This window comes from Kribbella sp. NPDC058693 (assembly GCF_042715335.1).
Taxonomy (GTDB): Bacteria; Actinomycetota; Actinomycetes; order Propionibacteriales; family Kribbellaceae; genus Kribbella; species Kribbella jiaozuonensis.
The window spans coordinates 51,180-72,390 of the sequence record NZ_JBHXSQ010000007.1; the positions used below are offsets into that span (position 1 = coordinate 51,180).

21 protein-coding genes are annotated in these 21,211 nt (G+C 68.6%); 7 read left to right on the forward strand and 14 right to left on the reverse strand.

What is annotated here, in order from left to right:
- Window positions 1-3: 3 nt before the first annotated feature.
- The 3 genes from ACFWUU_RS39320 to ACFWUU_RS39330 are packed head-to-tail and all read right to left on the reverse strand — an operon-like array spanning window position 4 to window position 3,692.
- On the reverse strand, window positions 4-537 hold the full coding sequence (locus ACFWUU_RS39320) for a hypothetical protein (RefSeq protein ID WP_380183624.1): 534 nt from the start codon (window positions 535-537) through the stop codon (window positions 4-6).
- On the reverse strand, window positions 534-1,238 hold the full coding sequence (locus tag ACFWUU_RS39325) for a DUF1707 domain-containing protein (RefSeq protein ID WP_380183627.1): 705 nt from the start codon (window positions 1,236-1,238) through the stop codon (window positions 534-536). Before ACFWUU_RS39325 ends, ACFWUU_RS39320 begins: the two co-directional genes overlap by 4 nt.
- A 27-nt stretch (window positions 1,239-1,265) precedes the next feature.
- The gene (locus ACFWUU_RS39330; RefSeq protein ID WP_380183630.1) at window positions 1,266-3,692 is read right to left on the reverse strand and encodes a beta-L-arabinofuranosidase domain-containing protein; all 2,427 of its coding nucleotides are present in this window, start codon (window positions 3,690-3,692) and stop codon (window positions 1,266-1,268) included.
- Window positions 3,693-3,867: 175 nt separating this feature from the next.
- Here ACFWUU_RS39330 and ACFWUU_RS39335 point away from each other — a divergent pair, with 175 nt between their 5' ends.
- Complete coding sequence (locus ACFWUU_RS39335; RefSeq protein WP_380183633.1) at window positions 3,868-4,839, forward strand: LacI family DNA-binding transcriptional regulator; 972 nt, start codon at window positions 3,868-3,870, stop codon at window positions 4,837-4,839.
- Here ACFWUU_RS39335 and ACFWUU_RS39340 read toward each other — a convergent pair.
- Genes ACFWUU_RS39340 through purS form a run of 5 tightly spaced genes read right to left on the reverse strand, consistent with a single transcriptional unit; the run spans window position 4,828 to window position 10,616 of the window.
- Complete coding sequence (locus tag ACFWUU_RS39340; RefSeq protein WP_380183636.1) at window positions 4,828-5,322, reverse strand: DUF1707 domain-containing protein; 495 nt, start codon at window positions 5,320-5,322, stop codon at window positions 4,828-4,830. The genes ACFWUU_RS39335 and ACFWUU_RS39340 overlap by 12 nt on opposite strands.
- A gap of 57 nt (window positions 5,323-5,379) precedes the next feature.
- Window positions 5,380-7,641, reverse strand: a complete 2,262-nt coding sequence (gene purL, locus ACFWUU_RS39345) for a phosphoribosylformylglycinamidine synthase subunit PurL (protein ID WP_380183638.1) — start codon at window positions 7,639-7,641, stop codon at window positions 5,380-5,382.
- A 1-nt stretch (window position 7,642) separates the two neighbouring features.
- Window positions 7,643-9,682, reverse strand: coding sequence for a hypothetical protein (locus ACFWUU_RS39350; protein WP_380183640.1), 2,040 nt, complete (start codon window positions 9,680-9,682; stop codon window positions 7,643-7,645).
- Window positions 9,683-9,696: 14 nt separating this feature from the next.
- Window positions 9,697-10,368: a phosphoribosylformylglycinamidine synthase subunit PurQ gene (gene purQ / locus ACFWUU_RS39355; protein ID WP_137256310.1), complete on the reverse strand. Its 672-nt coding sequence runs from the start codon at window positions 10,366-10,368 to the stop codon at window positions 9,697-9,699.
- Window positions 10,365-10,616 (reverse strand): phosphoribosylformylglycinamidine synthase subunit PurS, encoded by a 252-nt coding sequence (gene purS / locus ACFWUU_RS39360; RefSeq protein ID WP_380183642.1) that lies wholly within the window; start codon window positions 10,614-10,616, stop codon window positions 10,365-10,367. The genes purQ and purS overlap by 4 nt, the downstream gene beginning before the upstream one ends.
- A gap of 112 nt (window positions 10,617-10,728) precedes the next feature.
- Between purS and ACFWUU_RS39365 the strand changes: the two genes are divergently transcribed.
- From ACFWUU_RS39365 to ACFWUU_RS39385, 5 genes are all read left to right on the forward strand, one after another.
- The gene (locus ACFWUU_RS39365) at window positions 10,729-11,250 is read left to right on the forward strand and encodes a PadR family transcriptional regulator (protein ID WP_137256309.1); all 522 of its coding nucleotides are present in this window, start codon (window positions 10,729-10,731) and stop codon (window positions 11,248-11,250) included.
- Window positions 11,247-11,930 (forward strand): ABC transporter ATP-binding protein, encoded by a 684-nt coding sequence (locus ACFWUU_RS39370; protein ID WP_380183644.1) that lies wholly within the window; start codon window positions 11,247-11,249, stop codon window positions 11,928-11,930. Before ACFWUU_RS39365 ends, ACFWUU_RS39370 begins: the two co-directional genes overlap by 4 nt.
- Complete coding sequence (locus ACFWUU_RS39375) at window positions 11,927-13,252, forward strand: FtsX-like permease family protein (RefSeq protein ID WP_380183646.1); 1,326 nt, start codon at window positions 11,927-11,929, stop codon at window positions 13,250-13,252. Before ACFWUU_RS39370 ends, ACFWUU_RS39375 begins: the two co-directional genes overlap by 4 nt.
- Window positions 13,249-13,869 (forward strand): CDP-alcohol phosphatidyltransferase family protein, encoded by a 621-nt coding sequence (locus ACFWUU_RS39380; protein ID WP_380183648.1) that lies wholly within the window; start codon window positions 13,249-13,251, stop codon window positions 13,867-13,869. The genes ACFWUU_RS39375 and ACFWUU_RS39380 overlap by 4 nt, the downstream gene beginning before the upstream one ends.
- Window positions 13,870-13,948: 79 nt before the next feature.
- Window positions 13,949-14,437 (forward strand): hypothetical protein, encoded by a 489-nt coding sequence (locus ACFWUU_RS39385; protein ID WP_380183650.1) that lies wholly within the window; start codon window positions 13,949-13,951, stop codon window positions 14,435-14,437.
- Here ACFWUU_RS39385 and ACFWUU_RS39390 read toward each other — a convergent pair.
- Both ACFWUU_RS39390 and ACFWUU_RS39395 read right to left on the reverse strand, forming a co-directional pair.
- Entirely contained in the window at window positions 14,434-15,309 is an 876-nt protein-coding gene (locus ACFWUU_RS39390; protein WP_137256304.1) for a phosphoribosylaminoimidazolesuccinocarboxamide synthase, read from the reverse strand. The two genes, ACFWUU_RS39385 and ACFWUU_RS39390, sit on opposite strands and share 4 nt — an antisense overlap.
- Window positions 15,310-15,319: 10 nt before the next feature.
- Entirely contained in the window at window positions 15,320-16,378 is a 1,059-nt protein-coding gene (locus ACFWUU_RS39395) for an FAD-dependent monooxygenase (protein ID WP_380183652.1), read from the reverse strand.
- Between the two features lie 53 nt (window positions 16,379-16,431).
- Between ACFWUU_RS39395 and ACFWUU_RS39400 the strand changes: the two genes are divergently transcribed.
- Window positions 16,432-17,010 carry a TetR/AcrR family transcriptional regulator gene (locus ACFWUU_RS39400; protein ID WP_380183654.1) on the forward strand — a complete coding sequence of 193 codons (579 nt, stop codon included), beginning with the start codon at window positions 16,432-16,434 and terminating at the stop codon, window positions 17,008-17,010.
- Here the strand turns inward: ACFWUU_RS39400 and ACFWUU_RS39405 are convergent.
- The 4 genes from ACFWUU_RS39405 to ACFWUU_RS39420 all read right to left on the reverse strand — a co-directional run bounded on the left by ACFWUU_RS39405 (window position 16,994) and on the right by ACFWUU_RS39420 (window position 21,203).
- Complete coding sequence (locus tag ACFWUU_RS39405; protein WP_137256301.1) at window positions 16,994-17,416, reverse strand: hypothetical protein; 423 nt, start codon at window positions 17,414-17,416, stop codon at window positions 16,994-16,996. The genes ACFWUU_RS39400 and ACFWUU_RS39405 overlap by 17 nt on opposite strands.
- 138 nt (window positions 17,417-17,554) lie before the next feature.
- Window positions 17,555-17,986 carry a hypothetical protein gene (locus ACFWUU_RS39410; RefSeq protein WP_380183656.1) on the reverse strand — a complete coding sequence of 144 codons (432 nt, stop codon included), beginning with the start codon at window positions 17,984-17,986 and terminating at the stop codon, window positions 17,555-17,557.
- Between the two features lie 2 nt (window positions 17,987-17,988).
- The gene (locus ACFWUU_RS39415; protein WP_380183658.1) at window positions 17,989-19,983 is read right to left on the reverse strand and encodes a glycosyltransferase family 39 protein; all 1,995 of its coding nucleotides are present in this window, start codon (window positions 19,981-19,983) and stop codon (window positions 17,989-17,991) included.
- A complete protein-coding gene (locus tag ACFWUU_RS39420; RefSeq protein ID WP_380183660.1) occupies window positions 19,983-21,203 on the reverse strand; it encodes a glycosyltransferase in 1,221 nt (406 codons plus the stop codon). Before ACFWUU_RS39420 ends, ACFWUU_RS39415 begins: the two co-directional genes overlap by 1 nt.
- Between the last annotated feature and the right edge of the window lie 8 nt (window positions 21,204-21,211).

The window sequence follows — 21,211 nt, forward strand, 5'->3', positions numbered from 1 at the left end:
AGTTCACCCCGAACGCCGCTTCTTGGCCCAGGTTCGGTACGTGGAGAACATCCGGACGCCGGTGATCAAGAAAACCAGGGACAACATCAGGAGCGAGGTATGCGTCGCGATCATCACGCCCGAGAACACCACTCCGACCGCGAGGTCCTTCGCCAGCCGCACGATCAGTTCCCGGTCGGCCGGCTCGGGCTCCGCCTCGAACCGCGGCGTGCGGACCGCGACCGTCGGCCGGCGCACCAGCGGACGTCTCTTGGCGGCAGGTTGACGTTTGACCACCGGCCGTTTGGCGGCCGGGACCGGCGAGGCGGTCATGCGGCCGATCCGGGCCAGGTGCTCCACCCCGACAGGTGTCAGCTCGTAGTCGGCCGGGCCGATGTCCTGTGGGCGGCGGACGACGTGCGCGGTGCCGATCAGCTCGTCCAGCGCAGCCTGGACCTGGTGGTCGGTGGCGCCGGTGCGGCTGACGAGCTCGAGGCGGCTCAGCGGCCGACCCTCCAGGTGTCTGAGCACCAGCCGCTCGACGCCCGGGTCCGTCACTTCCGCCTGCGCATACTGCGGAACGGCCAGAGGAAGACACAGATGGCGATGATCGTGTAGAGCACCGCCGTCGGGAGGCTCGCGTGACCGCGCCAGATGTTGAGGCCGATGATCCCGACAACCAAGAGCACCGGCACCAACAGCACGGCAACCGTTCCCCAGTTCGGCCCCTTCGCCCCGGGCGGCAGCGTGATCGGCTCAGCCAGGTCGGGCACCGGCAGGCCCTCGAAGATCGGGTCCAGCTCCCGGCGGGTCTTGGCGGTGAGCAGGAGATCCGTACGACGTCCCAGCTCGCCCCTGTCGATCCGCCCGACGGCGTACTGGTTCGCCAACGCCGCCGAGCAGACCGACCGGTCGTCGTCGGACAGCCACAGGTCCCGCGGGTCGGCCGGCGTGGTCTGTCGAGGGTGGATCGTGTCGGCGACGGTCGCCGCGAACAGCTTCCCCATCATCTTCAACGGCGACTCGACCAGCTCCTCGACCACCTGCAGCCGACCGGATCCGGCCGCGGTGATCTCGTAGTCGGCCGGTCCGGCATCCTGCGGGCGTCGTACGACGTACGTCCCCGCGACCAGGTCGTCCAACGCAGTCTGGACCCGGTGATCGCCGACGCCGGTACGGCGTGACAGCTCCGCCCGGGTCAACGGTGCGAACTGCAGATGCTCGAGAAGCGCGTGCTCCAGCGCCGGTTCATCCCCCACAGGGGTTATTTTCGCAGCTCCAGGCGGTCAGTCGAATGTCAAAAGCAGCAATCCGCCCGAGTACGCCGGCTGCAGCACCGCCTCCACCCGGACGTACTGCGCCCGCACCGGCGTGAACGTCGTGGTGTTGACCCGGTCGACTGCAACGTCGTACGGCGTGGTGTTTTCGACCTCCCGCCACGTGTCCCCGTCCAGCCACTGCACACGCCAGGACTGCGGCACCCGACACTGGCCGGAGCCCGTGTCGTCGTACCAGTACGCGGAGACCTGTGACACCTCGATAGCGTCTCGCAGGTCGTACGAGATCCACTCCGTCGTCCCGCGACGGTCCCACCAGGTGAAGCGCGGAATCGACGTGTCAGCAGAGGATTCCGGCACCCGCCCCGAGTCAGGAGCTTCGAGGGAGTCACCGTCGTTGACGTGCGAGGCAGTGATCCGCGTCCGGTAGCTCCACTCCTTGCCGTGCGGTGACACCTGCGGGAACGACGTGACCCGCAGCCGCGCCGCACCCATCGGAATCAGCGTCACCGTCTCCACAGGTTCTGATGACTGCGCCGGACTCGGCTGCAGCAGCCCGACCACGTCCTCGGTGTCCGTCTCCCACTGCGGGAGCCGCCGCGCCTGCGTGGTCAGCGCGAGCGGCACTCCCTCGGTAGTAAAGGGATTCGCGCCGGCGTCCCGTCGTACGACGTCGAAGCGCGCACCTGCGACCAGGCCGTAGTTCCACGGTGACTCCGGATAGACAGAGAGCTCCGGCCATTCATCAGTTCCACCGATGCGCTCGTACTGCTCGTCGATCTGCAGCGAGTACGTCAACGGGCCGCGGTCCACAGACACCGAGTGCTGGTTGTCGTCCCAGACCCGAGTGCTCGTCCGCATCGGCAGCACCAGCTCCACGCGATCGCCGGGGTGCCAATTGCGGTCCACCTTGAGCCAGTCGCCGCTGACGTGTACCGGCTGGCCGTTCACCTTCACTGACACGTCGCGAGCCCAGCCGGGACGCCTTAAATACAAGGGGAATCGCGCCGCTCCCTGGACGGTGAAGGAGATCGTGTCAGAGAACGGGTACTCCGTGTCCTGCACGATGCTCACGGTCTCGCCAGCAGCACCCACACGAGCAGTCACCTTGCTGGCGGCATACATCGACGCGGCCAGACCGTTATCCGTGGTCGCCAGCCAGAGCTCCTGCGCGTAGTACGGCCAGCCCATGCCGTAGTTGTGCGGACAGCACCGGTACTGGTGTACGCCGTACTTGTAGGCCTGCATCGGGAACGGGTTCTGGAACTGCCCGTGCTTAGGCCGGTCGTCCAGCTGCACGCTGTTGGCACAGGTGATGTAGTGCATGACCTGCTGCTGCGGGTCGTACGACGCCGGCAGCGAGTTGAAAGCCAACTCCTCACACCGATCCGTCCAGGCCCTGTCACCGGTGAAGCGGGTGAGCAGCTCGCAGCTGTGCATCAGCTCGACGATCCCGCACGTCTCGAACCCCTGCCGCGGATCACCGAACCCGGGCCGCGAGTTCTCGTCCCCGGCGAACCCACCACCGGGGAACTGCCCGTACAGCCCCATCACCGTCGCATAGTTCCGGTACGTCGCCGCGCGGTGCTTCTCGTCCCCGGACAGCAGCCAGTACTGCAGCGGCTCCCGGAACCCCTGCGCCAGGTTGACGTTGTGCCAGGTCGGGATGCCGTCGACGTAGTCCGCCGACCCGCTGTGCATCTTGGTCACCAGGTCGAGCAGCCACTCGTCTCCGGTGCGGTTGTAGAGCCAGTACGCACTGTCGATGTTGTCGCCCCAGCGGAACGCACCCCACGACCGGTTGAACACCTCCGGCGGCTGCGTGTTCTGGAATCCCAGGTACTTCGTCATGAACGGAATGACCCGCTCGTCACCGGAGTACTCGTACCAGGACCGGAAAGCAGCCAGCAGCGGCATACCCGGCCAGAAGTCCGGCCCGCTCTCCAGCGAGGTCCGGAGCCGTTCCGGACCGAACCACCCGTCGGCCGCCTGGGTCCCCAGGATCCCCTCCATCCACCGCTGCGTCCTGGTCAGCACTCCGGTGTTGCCGGTGACGTAGCCGAGGTCGCCGAACCCACGGAGCCAGTACGGCAGCTCCTCCCACGCTCCCTGCGCCGGATCGACCCAGCCGTTCGTCTCGTAGACCAGGAAGTCCGAGATCTCGTCGTACCGGCCGCAGAGTCCGTCGACCTGCAACTCCAGCTGCTGCGCGAGCCAGCCGCGCGGCTCGATCGCACCGGGCGGGAGCTTCTGGAACGGCACCGGCCGGAGCGGCGCACGTTGCGGGACGTAGTGCCCGCCACGGGCGGCAGGTGGTCCGGACGGTTGGACAGCGTCGGCGTGGGCCGGATCGAGGGCGGTCACGACGGCCGCCGCTGCGAGAGAGACACCAAGGAAGTCACGTCGGGGCATTCCTTCTGGGGTGGGTTCGGGCATGGCGATACGCCTTTCGGGTGACGGGGGCGGACATCACACCGACGGAAATACCGCACACGTTTTCCGTCATTGACAACGTAGGACCGCCAACAGCCCTGGTCAAGATCAAAGCGCAGGTCAGCAAGGTCACCAAGGTCTGCTGATAAGCTCCCGCCGGAGAACGGAAGGAAACGCGATGAAGAGGCCAGGCGTGCGGATCACCGACGTTGCCGCGCTGGCCGGTGTGTCCGCCGGGACGGCCTCGAAGGCGCTGAACAACACCGGCCAGCTGAGCCAGGAGACGAGAGATCGGGTACGGCGGGCCGCCGCGCAGCTCGGATTCACGCCGGACGCCCGCGGCCGCGCGCTCTCGTCCGGCCGGACGTACACCGTCGCCCTGCTGACCACGGACAGCTCGGGCCGTTTCAGCATCCCGATCATGCGCGGTGTCGAGGACGTACTCAGCGCAGGCGAGCTGGCGACCGTCCTGTGCGACACCCGCGACGATCCACTGCGCGAGCAGAGCTACCTGCGCGCACTGGTCGCGCGTGGAGTCGACGGCATCGTCGTGACCGGTCGACGCACCGAGCCGCGGCCGCCGATCGACGTACCGCTGCCTGTCGTCTACGCACTAGCCGCGTCGACCAATCCGGCGGACGCCTCGGTCATCGTCGACGACGCAGCCGGCGCAGCTGCCACGATCACGCACCTACAAGGACTCGGCCGCACCCGCATCGCCCACATCACCGGCCCGGCCCACCACCGGTCGGCCGCCGAGCGCGCCGAAGCCGTCGCTACTGCCCTCTGCACCGAGCCGCTGTTCGGCGAGTGGACCGAACGCTGGGGTCGCCAAGCCACAGACCTGGTACTGCGCCAGCACCCGGACGCAATCACCTGCGGCAGCGACCAGATCGCCCGCGGCGTCTGCGACCGTCTCCGCGAGCTCGGCCGCTCAGTGCCCGACGAGATCGCCGTCACCGGCTACGACAACTGGCCGGTGATGGCCCTGGCCAGCAGGCCGCCGCTCACGACCGTCGACCTCCGCCTCGAGGACCTGGGGCGCCGCGCCGCCTCCCTGCTGCTGGAAGCGATCGCAGGCACGCCACACCACGGCGTACTCGAACTCCCGGCCCAGCTGGTCACACGCGAGTCGACGCTAGGACCCTGACCGCCGGCGTTCCTCCCGGGCCGGACGCGATGCCCATCGGTACGCGTAGAACGTCCACGCCAGCGCCGGCAGTCCGAAGATCGCCGCAGCGATCTCCCGGCCGAACACCATGAACAGCAGCCCGGTCAGCACGAACGGCACCGCCAGCCAAGCGGCCGCGGCGAACCCGGCCCACCGCCACTTCCCCGGCTTCCGCTCCGGCGGCTTGTACAACGAGGGCGCCGGCAACCCGGCAAAGATCGGCTGGAGGTCGCCATGCGTCACCGCGTCGTTCAGCAGATCGACCCGGCGATGCAGCTCCAGCTCGTCCAGCCGCCCGACCGCGAACTGCTCCGCCAACTCATCGGTGGCGACCCGGCGTTCCTCGTCCGTCAGCCGGATCTGAGCCATCCGCCGCCGAGCCGCCGCAGCCCGAGCCTCCTGGCCGGCCGCAGCCGCCAGGCCCATCAGCTCCCCCGGCTTCACCGGCCGCCGCTCTGCCATCCATCACCTCACTCGTCCCCACCGAGTGTGCCAGACGACCGGAGGAGCACCAGGGGCTTAGTTCAGGACGGACGGCAGCGTGGCCGTCCACGCCCTACGCAGTTCGCTCAGCGGGACCTCGAACTGGTCCTGTACGTCGAGGGCGTCGCCGGTGATCACGCCGATCTTGGCGTGCGGGAAACGGCGCGCGGTGCACATGTCGGTGAACCGCACCTCCTCGGTCCGCGGTACGGCGACCACTGCGCGCCCGGCCGACTCCGCGAACAGGAACAGGAACGGGTCGAGCCCGTCCGGCGCCCACACCCGCGCACCGACACCGCCGCGCAGCGCGGACTCGACCAGCGCCTGTGCGACACCGCCGTCGCTGACGTCGTGCGCCGCGTCGATCAGCCCGTCGCGCGACGCATTGATCAGGATGTCGGCCAACTGCTTCTCGGCCTCGAGGTCGACCGCCGGCGGGCGACCGCCGAGGTGACCGTGGATGACGTTCGCCCACTCCGAGCCGGACAGCTCCTCCTCGGTCTCACCGAGCAGGTACAGCTGGTGACCCTCCATCTCGGCCGTGAACCCGATCGGCGTACGGCGGGTGACGTCGTCGATCACACCGAGCACACCGACTACCGGGGTCGGTAGGATCGGCGTCTCGCCGGTCTGGTTGTAGAACGACACGTTGCCGCCCGTGACCGGGATGCCGAGCTCGATGCAGCCGTCGACCAGACCGCGGATCGCCTCGGTGAACTGCCACATCACGCCCGAGTCCTCCGGCGAGCCGAAGTTCAGGCAGTCCGTCACTGCTGCCGGCCGGGCACCTGTGGTGGCCACGTTCCGGTAGGACTCGGCCAGCGCCAGCTTCGCGCCGGTGTACGGGTCGAGCTTGGCGAACCGTCCGTTGCAGTCGGTCGAGACCGCGACACCCAGACCGCTGGTCTCGTCGACCCGGATCATCCCGCTGTCCTCGGGCTGCGAGAGCACCGAGTTGCCGAGCACGTACCGGTCGTACTGGTCCGTCACCCACGACTTGTCGCAGAGGTTCGGCGAGGCGACCAACCGCAGCAGGGTGTCCCGCAGCTCCGCGCCACTGCTTGCCCGAGGCAACTTCTCGGCACCGTCGGCCTGCAGCGCGTCCTGCCAGTCCGGCCGCGCGTACGGGCGGTTGTAGACCGGACCCTCGTGCGCGACGGTCTCCGGCAGTACGTCGACGACGCGCTCGCCGTGCCAGTCGATCTCCAGCCGCCCGGTGTCGGTCACCTCACCGATCACATCGGCCTGGACGTCCCACTTCGCGCAGATCTTCAGGAACTCTTCGACGTTCTCCGGGGTGACGCAGGCCATCATCCGTTCCTGCGACTCACTCATCAGGATCTCTTCGGGCGACAGCGACGCGTCCCGCAGCGGCACCTTGTCCAGCGAGACCCGCATGCCGCCGTCGCCCGCGCTGGCGAGCTCCGAGGTCGCACAGGAGAGGCCACCGCCGCCGAGGTCCTGGATGCCTTCGACCACGTTCGCGGCGAAGAGCTCGAGCGTGCACTCGATCAGCAGCTTCTCCATGAACGGGTCGCCGACCTGGACCGCCGGCCGCTTGGTCGGACCACCCTCGGCGAACGTCTCCGACGCCAGCACCGACACGCCGCCGATGCCGTCACCGCCGGTCTTGGCGCCGTACAGGATCATCTGGTTGCCGACGCCGGTCGCGTTCGCGAGATGCAGGTCCTCGTGCCGCATCACGCCGATACAGAGCGCGTTCACCAGCGGGTTGCCCAGGTACGTCGGGTCGAAGACGACCTCGCCGCCGATGTTCGGCAGGCCGAGGCTGTTCCCGTAGCCGCCGACGCCGGACACGATGCCCGGCAGCACCCGCTTGGTGTCCGGAGCGTCCAGCGGGCCGAAGCGCAGCGGGTCCATCACTGCGACCGGACGGGCGCCCATCGCGATGATGTCGCGGACGATGCCGCCGACGCCGGTCGCCGCACCCTGGTACGGCTCGACGTACGACGGGTGGTTGTGCGACTCGACCTTGAACGTGACGGCGTACCCCTCGCCGATGTCGATCACGCCGGCGTTCTCACCGATACCGGCCAGCATCTTCCCGGTCGGCGTCTCCTGCGGGATCTCGCCGAACCGCTTCAGGTGCACCTTGGACGACTTGTACGAGCAGTGCTCGCTCCACATCACCGAGTACATCGCCAGCTCACAGCTGGTCGGACGCCGGTCCAGGATGTCCCGGATCCGCTGGTACTCGTCCGGCTTCAGTCCGAGCTCAGCCCACGGCTGCTCGACCTCAGGCGTGTTGGTGGCATTGCTGACGGTGTCGGTGGACACGTTAGGACTCCTGCACTAGGTGGGACTCAGGTGAAACGGTAGCGGGCTGCCGGGAAGCCATGAGATGAGCCACCAGCAGTGGGAGGGCGAAGCCGATCATGATCGCGGGCAGTGCGACCCCGGCGTCGTTCAACAGCATGCCGACGAGACCACAGGTCGACATGGCCAGCAGCGTGGGCCGGACCATCGGCAGGCTGCGGTAGAACTCGCGGTAGGACTCCGAGGGCACCCGGTCCGGCAGGACTGTCGCCAGCATGCAGAGGATGACTCCGACGAGCATCCCCCAGCCGGCCGGTCCGCTGAAGAACTGGACCGCCATCTGGAGCTTGCGGATGAGTACGTCGCTGACGTCGCCGTCGAGCAGCCGCGCGACGAACGTGCCGAAGTGGCTGCGCTGCTCGGGCGGACGCAGGTAGTCGAGGAAGGCGACCAACGACACCGCCAGTACGCCGGCAACGCCCACGCCGATCAGCGCGCGCAGCGAGATGGTGCCCTTCCAGGTCAACCAGGCCATCAGCAGCACGGCCGGGGTCAGCGCGATGATGCCGCCGAAGTCTGTACCCCAGCCCGGCTTGCCGTCCACGACGATCGCAGCACCGCCGATGACCAGTACTGCGAGTGCGGCCTGCACCCTGCTCTTGTCGATCAGCTTCTGCGCGGCCCAGCCGGCCGTGATCAGCGCACCGACCGCCAACGTGGCGAAGGTCGAGTTGCCGAAGCCGTAGAACCGCCCACCGATCACAGGCCCGTCGGCGAACATGCTGCCGACCTGCATCGGCGTACCGAGCACTCCGTCGACCAACAGCAGCAGGTACGCCGCCAACGCGAGCCCGAGGTACGCGTACCGCTTCAGGAACACCTGCGCCAGGACTGCGGACAAAGCGCTGATGCCGATCGTCACGGCGTACAAGGAGAATCCGGGCGACGGCCACCGCCACCAGAGCGTCGCTTGCGCCAGGAAGACAGCGATGAAGAACCCGCCCTGCATGAGCAGCGTAAACACGGCAGTACGACGGGACGCCGGGCTGCGCCTGATCAGGAACCACACCAGGGCGAGCACCTCGGCGCCGACGATCGTCAACGCCACCACGAACAACACCGGCCGCGGCTGCTCGAACCGCTGGTTGGCGTCGAGGCGGTCCTCGATCACTGCTTCGGCATCGGTGTGCAGGCCGCCGGTGAAGTGGATCTCCGCGCCGTCGAGCGGACCCGCCTTCTCGGAACCGGCTGGGTCGACCGGCTTGGCCTCACCACGCAGGACGGTGGCGGTGATGTCGGTCAGCTGGATCATGCCGGGGCGGCGGGTCGAGTCGCTGGTCAGCCAGCGCGGACCGTTGTCCGGAGGGAGCTGCATCGCCACCAGCGTCTGCTGGTGTGCGTCGGCGGTCTCCTGGCCGACTCCGACGAGCAGCACCCAGCCACCTGCGGCTCTGGCTTGCGCCACCAGATCGGCTACATGCTTGCGTGCTTCCTCGCGTCCTTCGCGGAGCGGCATGGCGCCGGCATCGACGATCGCGTCGCCACACGCAGTACTGGCCAGCTTGGAGGCGTCGAAGTCGGGGCTCCAGTTGGCAACGGTGCCGTCGGGCTTCGCTACGGCGATCGCTGCGCCTGGGCCGAATCCGCAGATCCGGTCGCGGCTGATGCCGAGGCGGCCGATGGGAGCGCCGGTGTGGTGCTCGGCCTGGCGGTCGACGTACGACTGCCAGCCGGCGATCTTGCCGTCGGTGACCGCGGGCAGGTCACCACACGGCTGGTCCGGAACGTTGCCCCAGGCACGCGTACCGGCGCTGATCGTCAGCCACCCGTCGACCGGACAGGTGTGCGGCCCGGCCGTCTTCACCGAGATCGATCCGACATGCGACTGATTCACCAACGCGGTCAGCTCCGGCGAAGCCTGCACGTCACTCCAGCTCAGCCCCGGTACGCCGATCACCACGACCTTCGCCATCAGGTCATTGGGTTGTGCAGCCGCCGTACCAGTGCCGGCCAGGACGACCGCCGCCGCCAGTAAGAGGGTGCGGGCCAGGAGCGACCGCACCCCTGTCAGGCTCATCAGGAGGCGACGACGGCCTTCAGCACCGAGGTGAAGAAGCCCAGGCCGTCCGTGGTCGGGCCGGTGAGTGTCTCGACGCAGTGCTCGGGGTGCGGCATCAGGCCGACCACGTTGCCGCGCTCGTTGGTGATCCCGGCGATGTCGCGGTACGAGCCGTTCGGGTTCTCGTCCAGGTAGCGGGCGACGACGCGGCCCTCGCCCTCCAGCCGGTCCAGCGTCGCCTCGTCGGCGACGAACGAACCGTCCTGGTTCTTCAGCACGATGGTGATCTCGTGGTTGGCGTCGTAGTCGCTGGTCCAGGCGGTGCGGTTGTTCTCGATCCGCAGCGGCTGGTCCTTGCAGATGAACTTGCGGTGGTGGTTCTTGATCAGCGCACCGGGCAGCAGGTGCGACTCGCACAGCACCTGGAAGCCGTTGCAGATCCCCAGCACCGGCAGGCCCTCGCCGGCCTTCTTGATGATGGTCTCCATCACCGGGGCGAACCGGGAGATCGCACCGGCGCGCAGGTAGTCGCCGTACGAGAAGCCGCCGGGCAGGACGACCGCGTCCACGCCGTGCAGGTCCGCATCACCGTGCCAGAGCGCGACCGCCTCGGCACCGGCCACCGCGGCGGCCCGCCGGGCGTCCGCGTCGTCCAGCGAACCCGGGAAGGTGACGACCCCGATCTTCACTGTCCGTTCTCCACGTGCAGCGTGTAGTCCTCGATCACCGGGTTGGCCAGCAGGGTGTCCGCGGCCTTGCGGATCTCGGCGACCCGCTCCTCGGTCGCCTCACCGTCCAGGGTGATCTCGAAGCGCTTTCCCTGCCGGACGTCGGCCACGCCGTCGAAGCCGAGCCGGCTGAACGCGCCGTGCACCGCCTTGCCCTGCGGGTCGAGAATCTCGGGCTTGAGCATGACGTCGACGACAACGCGAGCCACTGACTACTCCAGGTTCGTTCCGGGGTGACGCCTGAATCCTACCGAGCGAGCACCAGAATGCCGCATCCGAGACTATTCACTCAGTACATACACGCAGTGTATAGTCACCGATATGGCCACCGCAGAGCTCGTGTTAGGGCTACTGTCCGCCGGCCCGGCCCACGGGTACGACGTGAAGCGCGGCCATGACGCGTGGTTCCCCGACAGCCGGCCATTGGCCTTCGGCCAGGTGTACACGACGCTGGGGCGACTGGAGCGCGACGGCCTGGTCGAGGTGGTCGACAAGACATCCGGCGGCGGCCCCGACCGGACCGTCTACGCGCTCACCAGCAAGGGCCGCGACCACCTGGCCGACTGGCTCACCGACCCGGTCCCACCGGCCTGGGGCAGCGCCGACGAGGTACTGCGGAAGCTCGTGGCGGCGATCCGCACCGGCGGGGACGCGGCCGGCTTTCTCGCCCGCCAGCGCGCCAGCCACCTGCGCCGGATCCGCGAGCTGCGCGAGACGCCTGCCGACGACGACCCGACCTCACCACTGGTCCGCGAGTACATCGTGGCCCATCTCGACGCCGACCTGCGCTGGCTGGACAGCGCCTTGGACCGCATCTCAGAGCAAAGGGGGGCTCACAGATGAGTGGACAACCAGTGCTGGAGCTGGAGGGCGTCGAGTACTCGTACCGGCGGAACACTGCGCTCCGCGGAGTCAGCCTCAAGCTCAAGCCAGGTGAGGTAGTAGCGGTCACCGGGGCCAGCGGCTGCGGCAAGTCCACCCTGCTGCACTGTGCGGCCGGCATCCTCACCCCCGACGCGGGCGTGGTCCGGGTGGACGGTCAGGACCTGACCACTCTGCCGGAGGAGCAGCGTGCGGCGCTCCGACGTACGAAGGTCGGCATCGTGCTGCAGTTCGGGCAGCTGGTGCCGGAGCTGCCGCTGATCGACAACGTGGCGCTGCCGCTCCTGCTGGACGGCCACGAGCGCGGCGAAGCCCACGTGGCCGCGCGGCACTGGCTGGATCAGGTGGGGATCGCCGACGACGCCGACGCGGTTCCGTCCGAGCTGTCCGGCGGCCAGACGCAGCGTGCCGCGTTGGCGCGCGCACTGGTCACCGGACCGTCCGTGGTACTCGCTGACGAGCCGACCGGCAGTCTGGACAGCCGCGCCGGGCAGGAGCTGCTCGACGTACTGCTGCAGGCGGCCCGGTACCGCGGCGCTGCGCTGCTGATGGTGACGCACGACAACGTCGTCGCCTCGTCGGCGGACCGGGAGATCAGGTTGCGCGACGGCCTGATCCAGCACGAGGTGTCGCTCGGATGACGCTCGAGACGCTGGTGCAGCTGTCCCGCTCGCGGACGCTGGCCGACCGCAGCCGGGTCAAGCTAGCCACTGCGACCCTGGCACTCAGCGGCTCTCTACTGCTTGGCGCGTTGCGCATCGCGCGCCTGGGCAAGGGCCCGCTGAGCGAAGACATCTACAGCAACTACGTCGCCGAGCCCGGCCTCCGCTCCGGACTGATCGCGATCCTGATCATTCTCGCCGTACTCACCGGAGGCCTCGCAGTGCAGGCCTTGCGCCTGGGTACGGCGGCACGCGAACGGCGACTGGACGCGCTGCGACTGGCAGGTGCCTCTCGCAAGCAGCTGCGCCAGCTGACCGTGACCGATGCAGCTATCGCGGGGCTGGTCGGCGGACTGCTCGCCGGACCGGCGTACCTGCTGCTCAGCCTGCTGTTCGGCGCACTCCCCCGGATGGCCCGGATCCTGCCTGGCGCGGAGGTGCTGGACGCAGCTCTGTGGATCCCCGTGGTGATTGCGATGACGGCAGCTGGTGCGGTGATCGGCAGTCTGTTGCACCGGGACGGTCCTCTGCCGTCCACGCCGGAGACCGCGGCGCAGCGTCGTACGGGCATCATCGCCGGGCCGGTGCTGATCGTGATCGGTCTGGCGACCTCGCGGTACCTGGGCTATATCGCGTCGACGATCGCGCTCGCCGGGATCGCACTGCTCTTCCTCAGCATGTCGGCGTTGTGGATCCGCGCCGTCGGGCTGCGGCTGCAGCGGTCGAGCGATCCGGCGTACATGCTGACCGGCCTGCGACTGGTCACCGACTCGCGCCCGGCGTCCCGCATCTGCATGCTGCTGGGCTGTTGCGGCTTTCTCGTCGGCACCATGGCCAACGCGATCGCCGGAGTCCACGCCGTGAACGACCGGGGTGGCAATGCCGCGTTCTACACCACTGGCTTCGGGCTGACGATCGCCGGACTCGCCCTGGTCGCGCTGACCGCGATGGCTGCGCTGATCGTCGGTGTCGCGGACCAGTTGGTCGACCATCGTCGCCAGTTCGCCAGCCTGACCGCACTGGGCGTGGACCTGGCGTTCCTGCGCCGGGTGATCCGCCGCCAGTTGACTGCGGTCGCCGCACCGGCGCTTGCGACCGGTCTGCTGCTCGGCACCCTGATCGGCCTCGGTCGCGTGGTCGGCGGCGCGGTCGATCCATTCGAGCCAGGCACGCTGCTGATCGCGGCTGCCCTCACGGCCGGCGGCTGGCTGCTCGGCCATCTCGGCGGCATGGCCGCCGGTTACCTCCTTCGCAACCAACTCCGGGACGCACTGGATCCCGAGAATCTGAGGGCCGCATGAGCACGACCCCTTTAGCGGTCCGGCCTGCGCTGCTGTTGGGCCTGCCGAACCGCATCACCCTGGTCCGGACCTTGATCGCGATGACGGTCGCCACCTTCGCGTTCCGTACCGGCGACCTGGCCTGGCTGGTGCTCGGGTACTTCTCGTACTGGTTCGGCGACAGTCTCGACGGCTGGGTCGCCCGTAAGCGGAACGAGGAGTCGCTGTCCGGCGCGGTGTTCGACATCGTCTGCGACCGGGCCTGCTCGTTCCTGCTCGCGGCCGCGTTCATGGCGACGTATCCGGAGACGATCGGCCCGCTGGCGATCTACCTGGCCCAGTTCGGCGTACTGGACACGATGCTGACGTTCTCGTTCCTGCTCTGGCCGTGGATGCTCAGCCCGAACTACTTCTACAAGGTCGACCGGCCGATCTTCCTCTGGAACTGGTCCAAGCCGGCCAAGGCCCTGAACACCGGCGCCGTGGTGGTCTCGCTGGTCGTGGCCGGCCACACCGGCGCGCAGTGGCTGCCGTACGTCGTCGCGATCGCCGCGCTCGTCGTCAAGGTGGTCTCGTCGTACCGCCTGATCATGATCCTCTGCGGCCGCTGGCTCGCCGCCCCGGGCAACCCGCGATGAGGGGGTGGACCCTGGTCTACCCCCGAAGGTGGGCCTGAGATGCGTGGGAATGGCCGCAATGGCGCATAGCCTCGGAGTCATGTGGGTGTGGCAACTGGTACTCGCGGTGGGCTTCGGCATCGGGTCCGCCGTCGTACCGGTGATGAATGCCGAGACGTACGTCCTCGCCGTCGGTGCCACCCATGCCCTGAACCCGGTCGTCGCCGCGGCCGGGATCTCCGTCGGCCAGACCATCGGCAAGGTCGCGATGTTCCTCGCCGTCCGGTACCGCCCCGGCTACGCGGCCCGCAAGACCAAGGAACCCAAGCCGGTCAACCTGGACACCCGCCGGGGCCGGTTCATCCAGTGGAACCGCGACGTCACCAAACGCCTCCTGGACGCGATGAGCGACAGCCGCTGGGGCATCCCGGTGACGCTGCTGAGCGCCTTCGTCGGCGTCCCACCGCTGTACGGCGTGGCGCTGATCGGCGGCGCCTCGCGGATGCGGACCGTGGTCTTCACCCTGTCGGTGCTGGCCGGCCGCGGTGCCCGCTTCATCCTGCTCGCGCTGGGCGTCAGCGCGTTCTAAGCGTCGAACTTACGGCCGGTCAGCTGCTCGTAGGCGTTGATGTACGCCGCCCTGGTGCGCTCGATCACCTCGTCGGACAGCGGCGGCGGCGCCTCCCCCGACGTACGGTCCCAGCCGGACTCGAACTGCAACCAGTCGCGGACGATCTGCTTGTCGTACGACGGCTGCTGCTTGCCCGGGGACCACTGGTCGGCCGGCCAGAAGCGGCTCGAGTCCGGGGTGAGCACCTCGTCGGCGAGCACCAGCGTCCCGTCCGCGCGGGCGCCGAACTCGAACTTCGTGTCCGCCAGGATGATCCCGCGATCCTCGGCCATCGACCGCGCCCACGCGTAGATCTCCAGGGTGGTGTCCCGCAGCGTCGACGCGGTGTCCGCGCCGACGGTTGCCACCACCGCGTCGTACGAGACGTTCTCGTCGTGTTCGCCGAGCTCCGCCTTGGTCGCCGGGGTGAAGATCGGGTCGTCCAGCCGGGAGCCCTCGACCAGGCCGTCCGGCAGCGGGATGCCGCAGACGGCACCGGTGGCGTTGTAGTCGAGCAGGCCGGTGCCGCTGAGGTAGCCACGCGCCACGCACTCGACCGGGTAGATGGCCAGCTTCTCGCACACCACCGCGCGGCCCGCGACCTCGGCCGGCACATCCGTGGAGATGATGTGGTTCGGCACGTCCAGCTGCTCGAACCACCACAGGCTCATCGCGGTGAGCACCTTCCCCTTGTCGGGGATCAGCGACTCCAGGATCCAGTCGAACGCGCTCATCCGGTCGCTCGCCACCATCAGCAGATCGCCGGACTCCAGCTCGTACAGGTCCCGGACCTTGCCGGAGTGGATGTGCTTCGCGCCGGGGATCTCCGGCGCCTGCGGCGTAGTGATCACAGCCGCGAGCCTACTTGCGGGCGCGCAGCGCCATTACCTTGCCCCCTAGCGCGAACAGGCCGTCACGGAGCCCGCACACCAGCGGATTCTCGACCTGCGCGAGCCGGCCGAGACCCCGCGACCGCTTGACCAGCTTGGTCGTCGCGGGTCGCCGTTCGGCGTCGTACGCCGTCAACGCCTGATTGAGCTCACTCGCCTGCAGGTGCCGCGCCAGCGCACCGGCGTCCTCGATCGCAGAGCACGCGCCGCGGCCGAGGTTCGGCGTCATCGCGTGGGCCGCGTCGCCGAGCAGGACGATCCCGCCCTGGACGAACGGGACCAGCGGCAGCGTCAGGTCGTAGATGTCGTTCTGCAGCACCTTCTCGCTGCCGGCGATCAGCCTCGGGATCGGATCGTGCCAGCTCTTGAACACGGTCGGCTCACTCGCCGCATCGGCCGGCTGGTTCGCCGTCCCGTACCAGTAGTACCGCCCGTCGATCAGCCGCGCGAACCCGAACAGTTGCCCACGGCCCCAGGTCTCCCCACCGCCGTCGTCCAGCTCCACATCCGCGATCCCGCGGTACGCCGAGAACCCGGAGTACCGCGGGCCCTTGTACTGCGGGTACAACGCTCCCCGCACCACGCTCCGGATCCCGTCCGCGGCGACCACGAGATCGGCGTGAAGCTCACCGTTGACCGTGACGCCGTCCGCGTCCTGGGTGACGGTCCGTACTTCGTATCCGGTCCGAACTGTGATGGCCGGACCGAACTCGGCCGTGATCAGGTCGTGCAACTGCGCCCGGTGGATCATCACCGGCAGCTCGACGCCGAGCTCGGCCGCACTGACGACCCAGCGGCCGTCGGGCCTGCGCATGCCGGCCGGCTTCGACTGCACCGACGCCTTCTCGACGCCCTTCACCCCGAGCTCCTCGAGCACAGCGACCGCCGACGGCCAGACCGAGATACCGGCCCCTACCTCACCAAGCTCGGGAGCACGCTCCAGCACTGTGACCTGCCAGCCGCACCGTTGCAGCGCGACAGCAGCCGTAACCCCTCCGATACCCGCTCCGACCACGATCGCCGTACTCATGAACCTGACTCTACATCTGTAGAGTTTGGTTGGGAAGTGCGAGACTGACCGGCGTGACGAAGCAGGTTCCGCGAGGTGCGGATCGCCAGGACGCCATCGCCGACGCCGCGATCCATCTGGTCGCGACGCGCGGCCTGCGCGGGCTGACCCACCGCGCGGTCGACACCGAGGCCGGCCTGCCGCCGGGATCGACGTCGTACTACTTGCGCACCCGGAACGCTCTGCTCACAGCGTGCGTGAGCCGGATGCTCACCCGGGACGTGAGCGCGATGCCACCGGCCGGCGCGGATCCGGTCGAGCTGTTGATCGGGATGACGGCAGGGATGGCGCGCGATCGGCCGGACGATCTGGTCGCGCGGTACGAGTTGTCGTTGGAGGCGAGTCGTCAGCCCGAACTACGGGCGGCGATCACCGAGGGCGGGCTGCAACTGCGCGCGATGCTCGCGCAGTTGCTCGACGGGCTCGGCGTACCCGAGCCGGAGGCGGCGGCGTGGCCGGTGGCCGCGATGATGGACGGGTTGATGTACGACCGCGTCGCGGGCGCGGGCGCAACGCTCTCACCAGAAGCGTTCGAGGCCGCCGTACGGCGTTCTGTCGTGGCCCTGATCGCAGGGCTCACAGGCGATCGGTGATCGTGACGAAGGTGAAGTAGCAGACGCCGACCAGCATGCCGACGTGGCCGAGGACGGACAGGCCCGCGCCGGAGCCCCACGCATCACTCTGCGTGTCCTCGGAATGCTTGCCTCCACTCGGCAACCAACGGGCCAGAAGCAACAGTCCGATGACGGTCAGCAACCACCACCCGGCCAGCATCACGAACGCGATCTCCCGCCGACCGGTGACCAGGGCAACGACCCAGCCGAGCAGCGTGATCACACCCACGACGGTGTGCAACCGCAACAGGGCAGCAGAAAACCCGTGCCGGCCGGCGCCGTGAGCGGTGCCGTCCACCACCGTTCCACCGAGCCGGACGCGCGTGATCAGGACGACGACCGCGCCGAGCGCAGTCAGGAACCAGGTGACGTTCGACCATTCCACGCCCCCATCCCTACCCCACCCCGTGGGCCGGTGAACCATTCCGCGTGTCGTCTTACCGCTTGACGATCGTCCAGAAACAACGCCCGGCGGGCCGAGTGTCCGCTCATGACCCGCCGGGCTGCCTACTTCAAGTCAGGTTCACCCGTTCTGCGTCGTCCCCTGCCCTTGCTGGGTTCCCTGCCCTGGAAGCGTTCCCTGACCCTGCTGGGTTCCCTGGCCCTGACCGGTGGTTCCCTGCCCTTGACCCTGGCCGGGGACTGTGCCTTGCCCGGTTCCCTGACCGTTGCCCTGTCCCTGGAATCCGCGGCCGAAGCCACCTGGCCCACCGAACTGGTTCTGCTGGGTGCTCGTCCCGTCCCACGAGTGCCCGACGGCCATCCCACCAAGGAAAGCCAGCACCGCAAGCACAGACCCGGCCCCGGCGAGCATCACGTTGCTGGGCCGCTTCGTACCTGGAGTTGCCTCCGCTGCAGGTTCTGTCGGCGGTTGCGGCGAGGTCGGCGGCTGCGGTGCAGGCCCGGCCTGGGCCGCTCGGGCGGCTTGCCACTGGGCTTCTTGGGGTTGCGTCATATTCATGCTCCTGTTCCGGTGGAGAGGTCGTACACGGTGGTGCTGCCGACGGTCTGGGCGGTGAAGTTCTCCGAGACCCAGGTGGAGATCTCGTTCGAGGTCCCACCGCGGCCGCCGAAGCCGCCACCCATTCCGCCACCACCGATGAAGTAGTGGATCTTGCCCTGGGCAACCAGTTGCTTGAACTCGGCCAGCGACGGCGCCGGGTCGGTCCCGTTGAAGCCACCGATCGCCATGATCGGCTCGCCGGACGCGATCTGCAGCGGCGCGGCACCGTTCGCGGTCACCGAGGCGGCGGCCCAGGTGTACCCCTTCGCGCCCTGCTGCAGCAGCGTCACCAGCTCACTCGAGACTCCGCTGGTCCCGCCCCCACCAAGGAACCCACCACCAGGCATTCCACCCCCGGTAGTAGTCCCAGGCTGCCCCGTCGTACCAGTCCCGGTCTGCCCGGGCGGAGTACCCATCCGCCCGCCCGCAAAGCCACCACGTCCGCCGCCCATTCCACCCATCCCGCCCGGACCAGCCGTCGGAATCGCTCCCGCGTGCGCCGTACTGATGGTGTCCAACGAGTACGCCGTCGGTCCCGCCAGCGCGCTGAATGCCAGCACCGCCGCAGCCGCGATCCCGGCGCGTCGAGCCGCCGTCCGATGCAGCGTGAGCTCCGGCAGCAGCAGCACCAACCCGGCCGCCAGCACACCGGTGATCAGCACCATCCAACGCAGCCACGGGTGCCAGGTCGGAGTCCCGTTCAGCAACGCGAAGCTCCACCCCGCAGTCAACAGCGCGCCGCCAGCAAGAGTTGCCCGCGGCAACCACTCGGCCCGGCGCCGCCACAGGATCGACATCGCTCCACCGATCACGGCACCGAAGGCCGGCGCGAGCGCGATCATGTAGTACGGGTGGATGATGCCCTGCATGTAGCTGAACACCAGCCCGGTGACGACGAGCCATCCGCCCCACAGCAAGGCGAAAGCGCGAGTCTTGTTCGTCCTCGGCGCCTTGCCCGCAGCGACGATCAGTACGACGGTCGCGAGCAGTGCAGCCGGCATCAGCCAGGAGATCTGCGACCCGAACTCACCACCGAACAGCCGCTGCAGGCCCGTCGCGCCACCCCAGCCGGGGTTGCCGACACCGCCGCCGACAGAACCGGTCTCGTTGCCGCTCAACCGGCCAAGCCCGTTGTACCCGAGCGTCAGCTCGAGAATGCTGTTGTTCGACGACCCGCCGATGTACGGCCGCGCCGAAGCCGGCAGCAGCTCGACGATCGCGACCCACCAGCCGGCACTCACGATCAGCGAGACCGTCGCCAGCACGAGGTGGATCAGCCGCTTCCCGAGCGCCGGCTTCCCGGCCACCAGGTACGCCAGCCCGAACGCCGGCAGGATCAGGAACGCCTGCAGCATCTTCGTCAGGAACCCGAACCCGACCAGCGCACCCGCCAGGATCATCCACCGCGCCGAGTGCTTCACCGAGTCGATCGCCCGCGTCACGGCCCAGGCACCCGCGCAGAGCAGCAGGATCAGCAGCGCATCCGGGTTGTTGAACCGGAACATCAGCACCGCGACCGGCGTCACCGCGAGGATCGCGCCGGCCAGCAGCCCGGCGTTCGCGGAGAACCACCGACGTACCGACACGTACACGAAACCGACGCTCGCGACGCCCATCAGCGCCTGCGGCACCAGCATGCTCCAGCTGTTGAAGCCGAAGATCCGCGCGGACAACCCCATCACCCACAACGACCCGGGGGTCTTGTCCACGGTGATGAAGCTCGACGAGTCGAACGACCCGAAGAACCAGGCCTTCCAGCTCGTCGACCCGGCCTGCACGGCGGCCGCGTAGTACTCGTTGGCGTAGCCGTTCTTGGACAGTCCCCACAGGTACGCGATCGCGGTCAGCGCCAGCAGCCCGCCGTACAGGACCTTGTCCCGGCCCAGCGTGTACTGCGTACTGATCGCCCGCGGCCGCGTCGCCTCGACGGGGTCGGTCAGGGTAGTCATCAATTGCTCCGGGTCTGGTCGAGAACCGCAGGGGGTTCGAAGGCGGGCAAGGTAGGCGCGTCGTCGTCGAAGACCCACGTCTGGAAGAGGCTGAACCGGACCACGGTGGCGGCCAGGTTCGCGATGGTCAGCACGGTGATCTCCACCGCTTGGTGCGGAGCGGCGATTGCCGTGTGCAACAGCCAGAGCGACGCCGCGGTCAGGCTCCAGCCGATGCCGAAGGCAACCAGGCCGCGCAGCTGATGCCGCCAGCGACCTTCGACGCCGTGTACGCCGAACGTGATCCGGCGGTTGAGCGTGGTGTTGCCGACCGCCGTGATCAGCAGCGCCAGCAGGTTCGCCACCTGGGCCGGCATGCCCTGGCGCAGCACGAGATAGAGCAGCGCGTACGCCGCCGTACTCAGCACGCCGACCGCGCAGAAACGCAGTACCCGGGCCGCCATCGCCGTACGAGGATCGAGGATCCGCGGGCGGCCGTACTTCTGCCGGACCGGCTCGAGGTCGACGCGGCTGCGCATCAGCCGAGCGATCCCCCGCAGATCCTCGCCGACCGTCTTCGCGATCGCGACCCGGGAGTCGAGGTCGTCGACCCAGTCCACCGGTACTTCGTGGATCCGCAGCCCGGCCTTCTCGGCCAGCACCAGCAGCTCGGTGTCGAAGAACCAGCTGGTGTCCTCGACCAGCGGCAGCAGCTCGTGCGCGACATCGGCACGGATCGCCTTGAACCCGCACTGCGCGTCCGAGAAGTGCGCACTCAAGGTTGCCCGCAGCAACAGATTGTACGAGCGCGAGATGAACTCGCGCTTCGGCCGCCGGACCACCCGCGAGCTCTTCGCCAACCGGGTGCCGATGGCAACATCACTGTGCCCGGCCAGCAGCGGCGCCACCAGCGGGAGCAGGGCGTTCAGGTTGGTGGACAGGTCGACGTCCATGTACGCGAGCACCTCGGCGCTGCTCGCGGACCAGACCTGCTTCAGCGCGCGGCCGCGGCCGGACTGCTCGAGCCGGACGATCCGGACCCCGGGCAGCTCGCTCGCGAGCAGCATGCCGATCTCATATGTCGCGTCCGTACTTCCGTTGTCCGCGATGCAGACCTCGGCCGGGAACGGGAAAGCGGTGTCGAGGAACTCCCGCAACCGTCTGATGTTCGGTCCGAGGTCGTTCTCCTCGTTCTTGACGGGTACGACGATCTCGACCCGAGGATGACCTGGAATCTGCATGTCACCGA

Excerpts from the sequence above, each read along its gene's own strand:
- ACFWUU_RS39330 (WP_380183630.1), bottom strand. The coding sequence starts at position 3,692 with ATGCCCGAACCCACCCCAGAAGGAATGCCCCGACGTGACTTCCTTGGT.
- ACFWUU_RS39335 (WP_380183633.1), top strand. The coding sequence starts at position 3,868 with ATGAAGAGGCCAGGCGTGCGGATCACCGACGTTGCCGCGCTGGCCGGT.
- ACFWUU_RS39340 (WP_380183636.1), bottom strand. The coding sequence starts at position 5,322 with ATGGCAGAGCGGCGGCCGGTGAAGCCGGGGGAGCTGATGGGCCTGGCG.
- ACFWUU_RS39365 (WP_137256309.1), top strand. The coding sequence starts at position 10,729 with ATGGCCACCGCAGAGCTCGTGTTAGGGCTACTGTCCGCCGGCCCGGCC.
- ACFWUU_RS39370 (WP_380183644.1), top strand. The coding sequence starts at position 11,247 with ATGAGTGGACAACCAGTGCTGGAGCTGGAGGGCGTCGAGTACTCGTAC.
- ACFWUU_RS39375 (WP_380183646.1), top strand. The coding sequence starts at position 11,927 with ATGACGCTCGAGACGCTGGTGCAGCTGTCCCGCTCGCGGACGCTGGCC.
- ACFWUU_RS39380 (WP_380183648.1), top strand. The coding sequence starts at position 13,249 with ATGAGCACGACCCCTTTAGCGGTCCGGCCTGCGCTGCTGTTGGGCCTG.
- ACFWUU_RS39385 (WP_380183650.1), top strand. The coding sequence starts at position 13,949 with ATGTGGGTGTGGCAACTGGTACTCGCGGTGGGCTTCGGCATCGGGTCC.
- ACFWUU_RS39395 (WP_380183652.1), bottom strand. The coding sequence starts at position 16,378 with ATGAGTACGGCGATCGTGGTCGGAGCGGGTATCGGAGGGGTTACGGCT.
- ACFWUU_RS39410 (WP_380183656.1), bottom strand. The coding sequence starts at position 17,986 with ATGACGCAACCCCAAGAAGCCCAGTGGCAAGCCGCCCGAGCGGCCCAG.
- ACFWUU_RS39415 (WP_380183658.1), bottom strand. The coding sequence starts at position 19,983 with ATGACTACCCTGACCGACCCCGTCGAGGCGACGCGGCCGCGGGCGATC.
- ACFWUU_RS39420 (WP_380183660.1), bottom strand. The coding sequence starts at position 21,203 with ATGCAGATTCCAGGTCATCCTCGGGTCGAGATCGTCGTACCCGTCAAG.